This window comes from Bradyrhizobium sp. Cp5.3 (assembly GCF_000426265.1).
GTDB lineage: Bacteria > Pseudomonadota > Alphaproteobacteria > Rhizobiales > Xanthobacteraceae > Bradyrhizobium > Bradyrhizobium neotropicale.
This window is the reverse complement of sequence record NZ_AUFA01000014.1, coordinates 38905-53127: the sequence shown is the minus strand read 5'-3', so window position 1 is coordinate 53127 and position 14223 is coordinate 38905. Positions and strand designations below refer to the sequence as shown.

General features: G+C 65.1%; 13 protein-coding genes. 7 read left to right on the top strand and 6 right to left on the bottom strand.

The genetic code is table 11. From position 1 onward, the window contains the following. Positions 1-21: 21 nt before the first annotated feature. The 3 genes from K289_RS0121410 to K289_RS0121400 form a co-directional block, all read right to left on the bottom strand. On the bottom strand, positions 22-921 hold the full coding sequence (locus K289_RS0121410) for an EamA family transporter (RefSeq protein WP_027553408.1): 900 nt from the start codon (positions 919-921) through the stop codon (positions 22-24). A 178-nt stretch (positions 922-1099) separates the two neighbouring features. Continuing rightward, entirely contained in the window at positions 1100-1873 is a 774-nt protein-coding gene (gene ubiG / locus K289_RS0121405; protein WP_027553407.1) for a bifunctional 2-polyprenyl-6-hydroxyphenol methylase/3-demethylubiquinol 3-O-methyltransferase UbiG, read from the bottom strand. 14 nt (positions 1874-1887) lie between these two features. Further along, positions 1888-2355 carry a PH domain-containing protein gene (locus tag K289_RS0121400; protein WP_027553406.1) on the bottom strand — a complete coding sequence of 156 codons (468 nt, stop codon included), beginning with the start codon at positions 2353-2355 and terminating at the stop codon, positions 1888-1890. A 163-nt stretch (positions 2356-2518) separates the two neighbouring features. Here K289_RS0121400 and K289_RS0121395 point away from each other — a divergent pair, with 163 nt between their 5' ends. From K289_RS0121395 to prfA, 3 genes are all read left to right on the top strand, one after another. Beyond that, positions 2519-3775 (top strand): aspartate kinase, encoded by a 1257-nt coding sequence (locus tag K289_RS0121395; RefSeq protein WP_027553405.1) that lies wholly within the window; start codon positions 2519-2521, stop codon positions 3773-3775. A 269-nt stretch (positions 3776-4044) separates the two neighbouring features. Beyond that, a complete protein-coding gene (ptsP, locus tag K289_RS0121390) occupies positions 4045-6312 on the top strand; it encodes a phosphoenolpyruvate--protein phosphotransferase (protein WP_027553404.1) in 2268 nt (755 codons plus the stop codon). A 56-nt stretch (positions 6313-6368) separates the two neighbouring features. Continuing rightward, positions 6369-7454, top strand: coding sequence for a peptide chain release factor 1 (gene prfA, locus K289_RS0121385; protein WP_027553403.1), 1086 nt, complete (start codon positions 6369-6371; stop codon positions 7452-7454). A 10-nt stretch (positions 7455-7464) separates the two neighbouring features. On the opposite strand, the gene K289_RS0121380 is transcribed toward prfA, so the two are convergent. Together K289_RS0121380 and K289_RS0121375 are read right to left on the bottom strand one after the other, a co-directional pair. Further along, positions 7465-7935 carry a MarR family winged helix-turn-helix transcriptional regulator gene (locus K289_RS0121380; RefSeq protein ID WP_027553402.1) on the bottom strand — a complete coding sequence of 157 codons (471 nt, stop codon included), beginning with the start codon at positions 7933-7935 and terminating at the stop codon, positions 7465-7467. Between the two features lie 126 nt (positions 7936-8061). Next, entirely contained in the window at positions 8062-8460 is a 399-nt protein-coding gene (locus tag K289_RS0121375; RefSeq protein ID WP_245283970.1) for a hypothetical protein, read from the bottom strand. Positions 8461-8906: 446 nt separating this feature from the next. On the opposite strand from K289_RS0121375, the gene K289_RS0121370 reads away from it, so the two are divergent. The 4 genes from K289_RS0121370 (at position 8907) to K289_RS0121355 (ending at position 13770) form a co-directional block, all read left to right on the top strand. Continuing rightward, entirely contained in the window at positions 8907-10253 is a 1347-nt protein-coding gene (locus K289_RS0121370; protein ID WP_027553400.1) for a substrate-binding protein, read from the top strand. Positions 10254-10352: 99 nt separating this feature from the next. Beyond that, on the top strand, positions 10353-11228 hold the full coding sequence (locus K289_RS0121365; RefSeq protein ID WP_027553399.1) for a branched-chain amino acid ABC transporter permease: 876 nt from the start codon (positions 10353-10355) through the stop codon (positions 11226-11228). 11 nt (positions 11229-11239) lie between these two features. Next, a complete protein-coding gene (locus K289_RS0121360; RefSeq protein ID WP_027553398.1) occupies positions 11240-13075 on the top strand; it encodes an ATP-binding cassette domain-containing protein in 1836 nt (611 codons plus the stop codon). After that, positions 13072-13770, top strand: coding sequence for an ABC transporter ATP-binding protein (locus K289_RS0121355; RefSeq protein WP_027553397.1), 699 nt, complete (start codon positions 13072-13074; stop codon positions 13768-13770). Before K289_RS0121360 ends, K289_RS0121355 begins: the two co-directional genes overlap by 4 nt. Before the next feature lie 6 nt (positions 13771-13776). Here the strand turns inward: K289_RS0121355 and K289_RS0121350 are convergent, their stop codons facing one another. Next, the gene (locus tag K289_RS0121350; RefSeq protein WP_027553396.1) at positions 13777-14202 is read right to left on the bottom strand and encodes an HIT domain-containing protein; all 426 of its coding nucleotides are present in this window, start codon (positions 14200-14202) and stop codon (positions 13777-13779) included. Positions 14203-14223: the final 21 nt, after the last annotated feature.

Sequence of the window (14223 nt, the reverse complement as noted above, 5' to 3'; positions counted from 1 at the left end):
GCATGACGATGGCTGAGAGACTTACACCCCCACCAGCAGCGCCACGCCGACCACGATCAGCACGATGCCGAAGATCTCGCGCGGCGAGACCGGCTGCTTGAACGAGTAGTACGCCACGGCTTGCGCGAACAGCACCTCGATCAGCGCAAGCGTGCGGACGTTGGCAGCAGCAGTGAGCGCGAAGGACAGGAACCAGAACTGCGACGCGAAGGCGCCCGTGAAGCCTGCGAGCAGCGACGGCTTCCACAAGCCCAGGATCGCCTGCAGCACGTGCGGTGCGCGCCAGAGCAGGAAGATGGTCAGCACCAGCGTCTGCACGAACAGGCCGAGCACCAGCGTGAACGACGAGGCCGTCACGAAGGACACGTCCGGCACCGTAATGATCGCGCCGCGAAAGCCGACCGCGGACAAGGCGAACGCCGCAGCGGCGACGAGGCCGGTGATGGTCGGCTTCAGTTCCGCAAAGCTCTTCTCGCCGCCGGGCCTGAGCGCGGTAATGACGACGCCGACGGTCGCGATCACGATCGCAAGCACCTTCAGCCAGGTCAGGTGATCGCCGAGGAAGACGAAGCCGAAGATCGCGGTCTGGATCGCCTCGGTCTTGAGGTACGCCGTCGTCACCACGAATGAGCGGTCGTTCATGGCGAGCAGCATCAAGCCGGTGGCAACGATCTGGCTGAGCGCGCCGAGCAGCAGCCATGGCCAGAACACGGGCGGCGGCATGCTGAGATGATCGCCGGAGGCGATCAGCACCAGCCCTAAGAACAGCACCGAGAACGGGAAGCCGAACAGGAAGCGGATGTTGGTCGCGCCCCAGGTGCCCAGCGGCTTCGTCAGCGACCGCTGCATCGCATTGCGCGCGACCTGCCCGAGCGCGGCAATGACGGTGAAGGGAATCCAGAGGCTGGCGACGGTGAACATGGGTGAGGAGCGTTGGGTCGGGAAAGGATTTACGGCCAACCTGCCGCTGACGATCCGGCAGGTCAATCACGCCCACGTCATAGGAGCGATGCTTTCGCCACAAACTCCACCATCGTCCTGGACAAGCGAAGCGCAGATCCAGGACCCCCGCGCGAGCGCTTGCGCTCGTCGCGCCCCCTCACACCATCCCTTCCGCAACGACCATGTAATTCACGTCCATGTCGGAGGAGAGGATCCACTTGTCGGCGAAGGGGCTGTAGACGACGCCCGTCTGCTCGGTGATGACGAGGCGGTTGTCGAGCAGGTATTTGGCGAGTTCGTCGGGGGTGACGAACTTGTTCCACTCATGGGTGCCACGCGGCAGCCAACGCAGGACGTATTCGGCGCCGACGATGGCGAGCGCAAAGCTCTTCCAATTGCGGTTCAAGGTCGAGACCACCATCAACCCGTTCGGCTTAAGCATCGCGGCGCAGCGATTGAGGAACACGCCGACGTCGGTGACGTGCTCGACCACTTCCATCGCCAGCACGACGTCGAAGCGCTCGCGCGGATCGATCTCCTCCACCGTGGTGCAGCGGTAGTCGATCGCAAGATGGCCCTTGTCGGCGTGGAGCCTCGCGGCGGCGATGTTGCTCACCGAGGGATCGATGCCGATGACCTGTGCGCCCAGCCGCGACAGCGGCTCGCAGAGCAGGCCGGCGCCGCAGCCGATGTCGAGCACGCGCAGGCCGCCGAGGCAATTGAGGCTGCGCACGTTGCGCTCGAACTTCCGGCAGGCGGCATCGCGGATGTAGCCGAGCCGCAGCGGATTGATCCTGTGCAAGGGCGCCATCTTGCCCTTGGGGTCCCACCACTCCGCCGAGAGCTTCGAGAATTTCGCGATCTCGGCGGCGTCGACGGTCGACCCCGGGTGGCCAGATGCGGTTTCGGAAGTATTTTGCTGCATGCTCATGATAACGCGCGGTCCTACCGCGTGGTGATCGAACTACGAAAGGCGAGCGGCGAGTCGATGGTCCTGATGGTTTCGCGACCCTCACCGACACCTTTGATGGTCACGTCGCCGTAGTTGAGAATTCGTCCAAGAATAGTCTGGTCGACGTCGACGCTCTCGACCTTGTCCAGCGCCATCTCGAAGGTGCGGCGCTTGATGAACCCGGTTTTGTGCACGACGCGCAGGTTCGTTACGTCGGTCTCGGTGGTGAAGCGATGGAACCAGCCCTTCACCATCCAATACAGGGCCGCCAGCGCCACGAGGCCGGACGCGCCGAGACAGAGCAGCACGAGGCCTTCGACGGCGGTCTGCCGGGACAGGACGAACAGGACGAGGGCCACGATCCAGGCCAGGATGGCCGGGAAGTAGAAGATCCAGTGCGCATTGGTCGAATACAGCACCTTCTCGCCGGGCTGGAGGATCTCGTCGATATAACGCGCCATGATCTCGGTTAACCCATCCCCCGCAGCCTGTCCCCGCGCCCTGCCCCCGCAGGAACCCGCTTGCCCCCGGCCCCGCCCCTCTGTATACGCGCGGTCGGGCATCCGCAGCATCGCCTCGCGCGGGTCACCATACTTATCCTTATGAGGGAATGCACGCGTCGTCATGAGCCGCCTCGTGATGAAATTCGGCGGCACGTCCGTCGCCAACATCGAACGTATCCGCAACGTCGCACGCCATGTGAAGCGTGAGGTCGACGCCGGCCACGAGGTGGCCGTGGTCGTCTCCGCGATGTCCGGCAAGACCAACGAGCTCGTGGCCTTGTGCACCGAGGCCTCGCCCATGCACGACGCGCGCGAATACGACGCCGTGGTCGCCTCCGGCGAGCAGGTCACCTCAGGCCTCCTGGCCATCGTGCTCCAGGGCATGGGCATTCAGGCCCGCTCCTGGCAGGGCTGGCAGATCCCGATCAAGACCAGCGACGCCCATGCCTCGGCCCGGATCGAGGACATTAACGGCTCCGAGATCATCACCCGCTTCAAGGAGCGCAAGGAGGTCGCGGTCATCGCCGGCTTCCAGGGCATCAACCCGGAGACGGGCCGCATCACCACGCTCGGCCGCGGCGGCTCCGACACCTCGGCGGTGGCCATTGCCGCCGCCGTCAAGGCGGACCGCTGCGACATCTACACCGACGTCGATGGCGTCTACACCACCGACCCGCGAATCGTGCCGAAGGCGCGCCGGCTCGACAAGATCGCATTCGAAGACATGCTGGAACTGGCGTCCCAGGGCGCCAAGGTCCTCCAGGTCCGCTCGGTGGAACTCGGCATGGTCCACAACATGCCGATCTTCGTCCGCTCGAGCTTCGACAAGCCCGAGGATATCGACCCGCATGCCAACCAGCCGCCCGGCACGCTGATCTGCAGCGAGGAGGAGATCATGGAAAGCCACGTCGTCACAGGAATCGCCTTTTCCAAGGACGAGGCCCAGATCTCGGTGCGCCAGATCGAGGACAAGCCTGGCGTGGCCGCATCGATCTTCGGCCCGCTCGCGGATGCCAACATCAACGTCGACATGATCGTGCAGAACGTCTCCGAGGACGGCAAGACCACCGACCTCACCTTCACGGTACCGGCGGCTGACTATGCCCGCGCCAAGGACACGATCACCGCGGCCAAGGACAAGATCGGCTATGCCCGGCTCGACAGCGCTACCGACGTCGCCAAGATATCGGTCATCGGCAGCGGCATGCGCAGCCATGCCGGTGTCGCCGCCCAGGCGTTCTCGGCCCTCGCGGGGCGGAATATCAACATCCGCGCCATCACAACCTCCGAGATCAAGTTCTCGGTTTTGATCGACACCGCCTATACCGAGCTCGCGGTGCGCACCCTGCATACGCTCTACGGCCTCGATCAGGCCTAGACGAATTTTCTCTTAGCGGTCGCAGCAAACGCGAAGGTGTACACACCTTCGCGTTTGGCAGGCGTTTTGCTTGGCAAAACAAGCCCTAATTCGCTATACGGCGAACAGGGTGGGCTGCCACAAACTGTGCCCCAGTTTAGGCGGTGCCGATTCGGCTCAAGCGACGCTGGGGCCGGCGCCGGATGAGTAAGTTTGTTGTTTTTCTGGATTTTTCGGGCGAACCGCCGAGGGCCTCCGGGCCCCTGGTAGATGAGGGAGATTGACGGCACATGCGGAGCGCATCGGGAGGTCCCCGCGTCTTGTTGAGACGGCTCCGCGAAACCATGGCGGAGCAGGTCTCGGCCCAGGAGCGGCTGGACAAGATCGTGGTGCTGATCGCCGCCAACATGGTGGCCGAGGTGTGCTCGGTCTATGTGCTGCGCATCGACAACACCCTCGAGCTCTACGCGACCGAAGGCCTCAACCGCGAGGCTGTGCACCATACCGTGCTGAGCGCCCATGAGGGCCTGGTCGGCCTGGTTGCCAGCGAGGCCACGCCGCTCAATTTGAGCGACGCGCAGACCCATCCCGCCTTCTCGTTCCGCCCGGAGACCGGCGAAGAAATCTACCACTCCTTCCTCGGCGTGCCGATTCTGCGCGCCGGCAACACGCTCGGCGTGCTGGTGGTGCAGAACCGCGCCAAGCGCAACTATGTCGAGGAGGAGCTCGAGGCGCTGCAGACCACCGCCATGGTGCTGGCGGAGCTGATCGCCTCCGGCGAACTGTCCGCGCTCGCCCAGCCGGGCCTGGAGCCGGCCGCGCGCCATTCCGCGCAGAAGGTCGGCGCCATCCTGTCGGACGGCATCGCGCTCGGCCATGTCGTGCTGCACGAGCCGCGCGTCGTCATCAAGGACTACATCGCCGAGGACCTGCCGAAGGAAATCAAGCGGCTCGACACCGCGCTTGCCAAGCTGCGCTCCGACCTCGACCGCATGCTGGAGCGCGGCGACGTCGCCGAGGGCGGCGAACATCGCGACGTGCTCGAAGCCTACCGCATGTTCGCCAACGACCAGGGCTGGTCGCACAAGCTGCATGAGGCGGTCGCGACCGGCCTTACCGCCGAGGCCGCCGTCGAGCGCGTGCAGTCCGACACCCGCGCGCGCATGCTGCGCTCGACCGATCCCTATCTGCGCGACCGTCTGCACGACCTGGAAGACCTCGGCTACCGCCTGATGCGGCAGCTCGTCGGCCAGGACCACGCACCCTCGCGCGAGCATCTGCCCGACAACGCCATCGTCATCGCGCGTGCGATGGGACCGGCAGCACTGCTCGACTACGACCGCAAGCGCCTGCGCGGCATCGTGCTGGAGGAAGGCACCGCCAACTCGCACGTCTCGATCGTGGCGCGCGCGCTCGGCATTCCCGCGGTCGGCGAGGTGCCGAACGCACCGGGCATCGCCGACCCCGGCGATGCCATCATCGTCGACGGCACATCCGGCTCGATCTATGTGCGCCCCTCGCAGGAGATCGAGGCCGCCTTTGCCGAGCGTGTGCGCTTCCGCGCCCGCCGCCAGGCGCAGTATCTGGCGCTGCGCGACCGGCCCTGCGTCACCAAGGACGGCGAGAAGGTCGAGCTGATGATCAATGCCGGCCTCGCCATCGACTTGCCCCATATCGACGACACCGGCAGCGCCGGAATCGGACTGTTCCGTACCGAGTTGCAATTCATGGTCGGCCAGAGCCTGCCGCGCACCAGCGACCAGCTCGCGCTCTACCGCGCCGTGCTCGATGCCGCAGGCAATAAACCGGTCACCTTCCGCACCCTCGACATCGGCGGCGACAAGGCGCTGCCCTACATGGAGACCGTGATCGAGGAGAACCCGGCGCTCGGCTGGCGCGCGATCCGGCTCGGGCTCGATCGGCCCGGTCTGCTCCGCGGCCAGATCCGCGCGCTGCTTCGCGCCGGCGGCGGCCGCGCGCTGCGCATCATGTTCCCGATGATTTCCGAGGTCGCCGAATTCGATGCCGCCAAGGCGCTGGTCGAGCGCGAGCTGACTTACTTGCGCCAGCACGGCCACACGCTGCCGGAACGCATCGATATCGGCACCATGGTCGAGGTGCCGGCGCTGCTCTACCAGCTCGACGAGCTCCTTAAGAAAGTCGACTTCATCTCGGTTGGCTCCAACGATCTGTTCCAATTCCTGTTCGCGGTCGATCGCGGCAATGCCAAGGTCTCGGAGCGCTTCGACACCATGTCGGCGCCGATCCTCCGCGTGCTGCGCGAGATCGCGCGCAAGTCCAATGCCGCGAAGAAGTCGCTCTCGCTGTGCGGCGAGATGGCCTCCAAGCCGATTGGCGCCCTGGCCTTGATCGCGATGGGCTATCGCTCGCTGTCGCTCTCGGCGACCGCGCTGGGCCCGGTCAAGGCGATGGTCATCGATCTCGATGCGAAGAAGGCCGAGGCAATGCTCGGCCCGTTGCTGGACGCGCCCACTGGCAGCGTCTCGATCCGGCAGAAGCTGACGGAATTCGCCGAAGCCGAGGGGCTGGCGTTGTAGCGGGCCTGTCCGCCTCGCTTTCGCCCTCCCTCCGCACGCTCTTTGAGACTGAACCGATGTCGTCACTCCCCGAAGCCAAACTGGACGTCCTCCTCGCGCACCACGCCTCGCTCGAGGCCGAATCGCTCGGCCAGCTCGCGTCCGATCGCTATGTGCAGGTCACGCGCGAGCTCGCCGAGATCACTCCGCTGATCGACGCGGTGAAGACCTATCGGTCTGCCGTGAAAGAACTCGCCGACACCGAGGCGCTGATCGCCGATCCGGCAATGGATTCCGAGATGCGCAGCATGGCGGAAGCCGAGCGCGACGAGCTCAATCCGAAAATCGAAGACCTCGTCCAAAAAATCCGCGTCGCGCTGCTGCCCAAGGACGCCATGGACGACCGCAACGTGGTGCTGGAAATTCGCGCCGGCACCGGCGGCGACGAGGCTTCGCTGTTCGCCGGCGACCTGTTCCGGATGTACGAACGCTTCGCGAGCCTGCAGGGCTGGAAGGTCGAGGTGATCTCGGCCAGCGAAGGCACCGTCGGCGGCTACAAGGAAATCATCGCCGAGGTGCAGGGCCGCGGCGCGTTCTCGAAGCTGAAATTCGAATCGGGCGTGCACCGCGTGCAGCGCGTGCCCGACACCGAGACGCAAGGCCGCATCCACACCTCTGCCGCCACCGTCGCCGTGCTGCCGGAGGTCGAGGACGTCGACGTCGACGTCAAGAACGAGGATCTGCGGATCGAGACCATGCGCGCGCAAGGCGCCGGTGGCCAGCACGTCAACAAGACCGAATCGGCGATCCGCATCACCCATATCCCGACCGGCATCGTGGTGATGATGCAGGACAGCCGCTCGCAGCATAAGAACCGCGCTTCCGCCATGAACATCCTGCGCTCGCGCATCTACGACGCCGAGCGCCAGCGGCTCGAAGCGGCGCGCTCCGCCGACCGCAAGGAGAAGGTCGGCTCCGGCGACCGCAGCGAGCGCATCCGCACCTATAATTTTCCGCAAGGACGCGTCACCGACCACCGCATCAACCTGACGCTCTACAAGCTGCCGCAGGTGATCGCGGGCGAAGCGCTCGGCGAATTGATCGACGCGCTGACCACCGAGCACCAGGCCGCCCAGCTCGCAGCGCAAGGCGCCGCGGCGTAAGTCCCGTGCCTCAGCGCGCTTTGGTGCGGAACGATCGCAGGATCTTGCTCAGCGCCGGCGTGGCGGCCCGCAGCTCGTCCAGATGAATCCGCGACAGCGATCGCAGCTTCTGCTCGCCCTTGGCTGTCAGCTTGACCAGGACGCGCCTTGCGTCCTGCGGGTCGGCTTCCCGCACGATCAACTTCAGCTTCACCATGCGATTCATCAGCTCCACGGCGGTGTGGTGCCGGATCAGGAGGAAGCGCGCGACGTCACCGACGCTCGCGGCCTCGCGGCCGCCAAATCCCTTGATCGCGAGCAGTGCCTGGTGCTGCTGCGGCGTCAGCCCGGCGCGCTGGGCCGCGGCTTCGCTGAACGCCAGGAAGGTTCGCAGCTGATAGCGAAATTGCGCAAGCGCCGCGTAGTCGGACTCGCGCATCGCGCCGCCTTTTGAGGGTCGCGCAGACGCCGCGCGGCCTGCTTCCCGCTTCGATTGAACCATTCCCAGCCTTCGTCGACCCGTCCGTGGACCAGTGATCGAGATTAGCAAGGAAGGACAAGCCGGACCAACTGCGAGGCAGTGCGGATGCACAATTATCGGCGTCATGAAAGCCGAGAAGCCCGCCGCCTATTCGAAGCTGGAGAGCAGGATCTTCACCAGGATGACCTGAAAGGCGATCGGGATGCGGACACTTTTCCGTCTGATCGAACGCTGGAGCGCGCTGACGATCTCGCTGCTGGTCAAGGCACCGGCCGACCCATTGGCGATCAATCCCGACCACATCTCCGACAGCGAGCCGCCGGCCTTGATCGCCGGCTTGATCGTCACGCCGCAGCCCTGCGCCCAATCGATGATCTCGCGCATCGTGTGAGGACCACAGTTGCGCGCGGTCACGAGGCGCTCGGCCGTCAGCGCGAGCAGCAGCTCGCGCGACGGCGACCACGTCCCCTTCGGCGGCTGTTCGCCCGTGAGCTCGACCGCGAGCTCCTTGAGGACGTTCTGAGCGCGCACACTCAGCGTCTTCATGGGACCGGGGGCGGGCTTACCCTGAACAGCGCCGACCGGCCCGCTCCGACCGATGGGCCGGCTGCGCGGTTCGGACGTGCGCGATGCATCGCCGGAGTGCGGCGGCGTGCGCTGGTCGATTCCCTCCCCCGCGGGCCGCTCCGCCTCTTGCGGCCAGGATTGCCGCTTCCCGGCACTCGCCGTTCTCGTCTGCCGCGTCATTTCGTTCGCCGAACTCGCCGGTCTCGTACTCACAAAGACTAATATATATCGTGACCCGATATGTTTTCACGAGGTAATTTTCGTCGTTCGACCAAAGGCGAAATTGACAGAAGGTCTTCACAAGCAATGCTTACGGGAAGAGCTACACGTGGATGTGACGTGCCCGGTGTTCCGGCCATCGAGGTCGGATAGCGGGCGGGTTGCGTTGCGCCTGCAAAACAAGACCGTTGTTCGGAGGAAGCGATATGACTGACAAACTCATCCGCCGTGGCCTCGGCCGCGGCATCTCGCGCCGCAGCCTGCTTCAAACGACCGCAGGTCTCATTGGCGGCTCGATGCTGCCCGCGATGCCGGCATTTGCCGAGGACAAGCCGGCGATCGGCACCTATCCTGCAGGCGTCTCGGGTTCCACGGCCTTCATCGGTATCTCGGTTCCGCGCACCGGCACCTATGCAGTGCAGGGCGAGGACGAGCTCAAGGGCTATCAGCTCGCGATCGAGCACATCAACAGTGGCCATGATCTGATCAAGAAGATCTCGCCGAAGACCAGCAAGGGCGTGCTCGGCAAGGAGCTGAAGTTCGGCGTCGCCGACTCCGCGGCCAAGCCCAACGAGGCGGTGCAGGCGCAGCAGCGCTTCATCAGCGAGAACAAGGCGATCATGATCACCGGCGGCACGTCGAGCGCCGTCGCGGTCGCGCTCAACAAGCTCGCCCAGCGCGAGCACGTGCTGTTCGTATGCGGCATCTCCGGCTCGAACGACACCACCGGCAAGGACTGCGTCCGCTACGGCTTCCGCCAGGACTTCTTCGGCCAGACCGCGGCTGCGGCGATCGGACCCGTGATGGTCAGGGAGTTCGGCAAGAACAAGAAGGCGGCGTACCTCACGCCGGACTACACCTACGGCCACACCGTGACCAAGTCGATGCAGGACTTCCTCGCCACCGCAGGCTGGACGACCGCGACCAACCAGGTCGCCCCGCTCGGCGCGCCGGATTACTCCTCATACCTGCTCAACGTCGCCAACTCCGGCGCGGACGTGCTCATCAACGTGAATTGGGGGCACGATGCCGTGCTCTCGACCCAGCAGGCCAAGCAGTTCGGCGTGCTCGACAGGATGAAGCTGGTCATTCCGTACCAGGTGCCTTTCATCGCGCGCGAGACCGGCGGCCTGATGCAGGGTGTCTACGCCGCCACCGACTATTGGTGGACGATCGAGGACAAGTTCCCACTGGCGAAGATGTTCAACGAGGCCTTCGAGAAGAAGTACGGCTACAAGCCGGAATGGGGCGCGGAGAACGCCTATGTCAGCTTCGCGCACTGGGCCCGCATGTGCGAGGAAGCCGGCAGCTTCAATCCGCCCGACGTGATCAAGGCCTATGAGAAGGGCGAGACCCTGCCTTCGCTCGTCGGCGACGTGCACTACCGGGCCGAGGATCATCAGTGCGTCCGGCCCGTTATCATCGTCAAGGGCAAGATGCAGAAGGACATGAAGAACAAGGAGGACTGGTACGACGTCGTCGAGATCGTTCCGGGCGAAGGCCTGATGCAGAAGCCGGACGCCTTCGGCTGCCATCTCGGCGACTACACCTGAGCCCGCGTTAACCCCTGTGACGCCGCGGGCCGCTTTGCGCTCCTGCGGCGTCACCTTTTTTTGCGCGCGCCGTTTGCTCGCCACAACATTGATCGTTGCATGATTAGTTGGCCCAACCTCGTTTCACAGCTTTTCAACGGGCTCGCGCTCGGCGCGCTGCTCGCGCTGATCAGCTCCGGCCTGACCATCATCTACGGCACGCTCGGCGTCCTGAACCTCGCGCACGGCGCGATGTTCATGATCGGCGGCTATGCCGGCTTCGTCGCCTATCAGTATACCGGCTCGTTCATTGTCGCCGTCATCGCCGGCTCCCTGTTCGTGATGCTGCTGGGCGTGCTGATGGAACGCGTCATCATCCGCCATTTCTATCACCGCCCGCACGAGGATCAGCTGCTCGTCACCTTCGGGCTCGGCATCTGCTTCGTCGAGATCGTACGCCTGATCTTCTCGAGCCAGTCGCAGGTGGTTTCGCCGCCACCGCTGTTCCAGGGCATCACCAATCTCGGCTTCATGTACTACCCGACCTACCGCCTCGCCGTGGTCGGCATCGTTGCGATCGCGCTCGGCGCGCTGTTCCTCGTGCTCTACCGTACCCGGCTCGGCATGATCGTGCGCGCCGGCATCGAGGACTCGGTGATGGTGGATTCGCTCGGCATCAACGTCTACCGCGTCTTCATGGTGGTGTTCGGCATCGGCGCGATGGCGGCCGGCTTTGCCGGCATCGTCAACGCACCGGTGGTGTCGCTGACGCCGGGCGTCGGTGACGACATCCTGGTCGAGACCTTCGTGGTGGTCGTGATCGGCGGCGTCGGCTCGTTCCCGGGCGCGATTCTCGGCGGCCTGATCGCCGGCGAGATCATCAGCGTCACCTCCATGTTCAACCCCGGCTACGCCTATGTGATGCTGTTTGCGGCCATGACGCTCGTACTTGTGGTGCGACCGCATGGCCTGCTCGGCGTCCAGGGCCGCGAGTAAGTGATTTCGCAATGCTCAAGCAACGCCCGTTCCTGATCGAGACGCTGACCGCAATCGGGTTGATCGCAGCCCCCTTCGTGCTGCCCCATCTCGGCTTCGCACCGAACACCGTGAACCGGATCCTGGTCTGGGGCCTGTTCGGGCTCGGCTTCGACATCCTGTTCGGCTTCACCGGCCTGTTGTCGTTCGGCCAGTCCGCCTTCTACGGCACCGGCGGCTTCGTCGCCGCCTACCTCCTGACCCGCGCCGGCTTCGGCAATGTGCTGGTCGCGCTGATCATCGGCATGATCGCGGCCGCCGCGACCGGCTATGTGATCGGCCTGATCGCGCTGCGCCGCACCGGCATCTACTTCGCCATGATCACGGTCGCGATCGCCGAGGTGTTCTACTTCGTCGAGTTCAATCCGCTGTCGGATTTCACCGGCGGCGAGAACGGCCTGCCCGGCGTGCCGATGCCGAGCTTCAATCTCGGCTTCACGACCATCCACTTCACCGACGGCTGGTCGCTCTATCAGTTCATTGCCCTGTGCTATTTCATCGGCGTCATCATCGCGCTCAGGATCGTCCGCTCGCCGGTCGGCGCCATCTTCAGCGCGATCCGCGACAACCCGCTGCGCGCCACCGCGGTCGGCCACAACATCCACGGCTACAAGCTGACCGCCTTCGTGATCGCCGCGGCTTATGCGGGCTTCGCCGGCGGCCTGCTCGGCGTGCTCCAGGCCTTCATGCCGCCCGACGCCTTCACTTTCGACACTTCGGGCCAGCTCGTGATGCAAACCGCGATCGGCGGCAGGGGCACGCTGTTCGGACCGCTGGTCGGCGCCGCCGTCTGGCTGTTCCTTCAGGATTTCCTCCAGGCCGCGCTGGACCTGGGAGCGGCCTGGAAGCTCGTGCTCGGCGTCGTGTTCGTGCTGCTGGTCTGCTTCCTGCGCGGCGGCATCGTCGGCGGTCTCGCAGACCTTTATCGCCTCGTGTCCGGCAAACGGGCGCGGAAGGAGGCGGAGCAGCAGACTCAGATCGGGGCTGCGCGGCCCCTGCCTGCGCCGATGCAGGCGAGGGAGGTCGCGCATCCCGCCTATTCCGGGCCGATCCTGAAAGCCACCGGCCTCACCAAACGCTACGGCGGCCTTGTCGCCAACAGCAATGTCGATTTCAGCGTCGATCAGGGCGAGCTGCGCGGCATCATCGGTCCCAACGGCGCCGGCAAATCGACCTTCTTCAAGATGCTGACCTGCGAGATCGCGCCGACCTCCGGCCAGATCGTGTTCGAGGGGCGCGACATCACGGGACTGAAGGTCACCGAAGTCTGTCAGCTCGGGCTCACCAAGAGCTACCAGGTCAACCAGCTCTTCACCGGACTGACGGTGCGGCAGAACCTGACCATCGCCGCGCTGGCCGAGCTGCGCGGAAAGTTCCGGCTCGACCTGTTCCGCAAGCTCGCGAACGTGAAAGGCCTGTCGGAGCAGGTGGAGCACACACTCGCGCTGGTCAATCTGACCGCGCGCGCCGACACGCAGGTCGCCGAGCTCGCCTATGGCGAGAAGCGCAGACTCGAGATCGGGCTCGCCCTCGCCACCTCGCCGCGGCTGCTGCTGCTCGACGAGCCGCTCGCCGGAATGAGCCCGCGCGAGCGCGTCGAGACCGTCAAGCTGCTCAAATCGATCGCGCGCGGCCGCACCATGATCATCATCGACCACGACATGGATTCGCTGTTCGAGCTGGTCCAGCGCGTGACGGTGCTTCAGGAGGGCCGGGTGCTGCTCGACGGCACGCCGCAGGAAATCAGGACCAACGCCGCGGTGCAGGAGGCCTATCTCGGCGGCGTGAACGGAGAGATCGCCGCATGAGCCTGATCGAGGTCAACGGCCTGAACAGCTATTACGGGGATTCCCACATCCTGTTCGATGTCGCCATGCGCGTCGAGCGGCACGAGGTGGTTGCGCTGCTCGGACGCAACGGTGCCGGCAAGAGCACGACGCTGAAGAGCCTGATGGGCGTGGTGACGCCGCGCAGCGGCACCATAAGGTTCGACGGCATCGACATCGCCGGCCGCAGGAGCCACAGGATCGCGCAGGCCGGCATGCAGCTCGTGCACGAGGAGCGTCGGATCTTCGGCAGCCTGTCGGTGGAGGAGAACATCGTGCTCGCCGGTTTCACCGCGCCGAAGCGGTGGCCGCTCGAGCGTATCTACGCGATGTTTCCGCGGTTGAAGGAGCGGCGTAACAACCGTGGCACCGAGCTCTCCGGCGGCGAGCAGCAGATGCTGGCAATCGCGCGGGCCCTTGTGCGCGACCCCAAGATCATTCTGCTGGACGAGCCGTTCGAGGGACTCGCGCCGGTCATCGTCCACGACCTCGTCAGGGCCTGCCGGGAGCTTGCGGCCGCCGGCCAGACCATCGTTCTGGTCGAGCAGAACCTCGCGGCGACGCTGGCGCTGGCGCAGCGGATCTACATCATCAATAACGGCCACATCGTGCATGAGGGTCCGGCGCAGGAACTCAAGGCGCAGCCGGAGCTGCTGCAGCGCTATCTCGGCGTCTAGCCTTCATCAGCCGCCGATCGCCGCGATCATTCGCCTGGCGTGCTCGGCGAGCACGGCCGGATCCTCCTTGCGGGTCTGCGGCGGCAGCAGCTCGACACCCGCTTTGACCGGCATGACATGCATGTGCAAGTGAAACACCACCTGCCCGCTGGCCGGCTCGCTGAACTGCTGGATGATGATGCCCTCGGCGTCGAAGGCCGTCATCGCCGCGACCGCTATCCGTTTGGCAGTACGGGTGACCGCGGCGAGATCGTCCTCGGCGATATCCAGGATGCCGCGCGCAGGCGCCCTGGGGATGACCAGGGTGTGTCCGGGCGAGCGCGGCATGATGTCGAGGAAGGCGAAGGTACGGTCGTCCCTGAAGACCTCGAAGCAGGGAATCTCGCCGCGCAGGACCTTTGCGAAGACATTCTGATCGTCATATGCCGTCATGCGGTTCACCGTCGTTGCCGG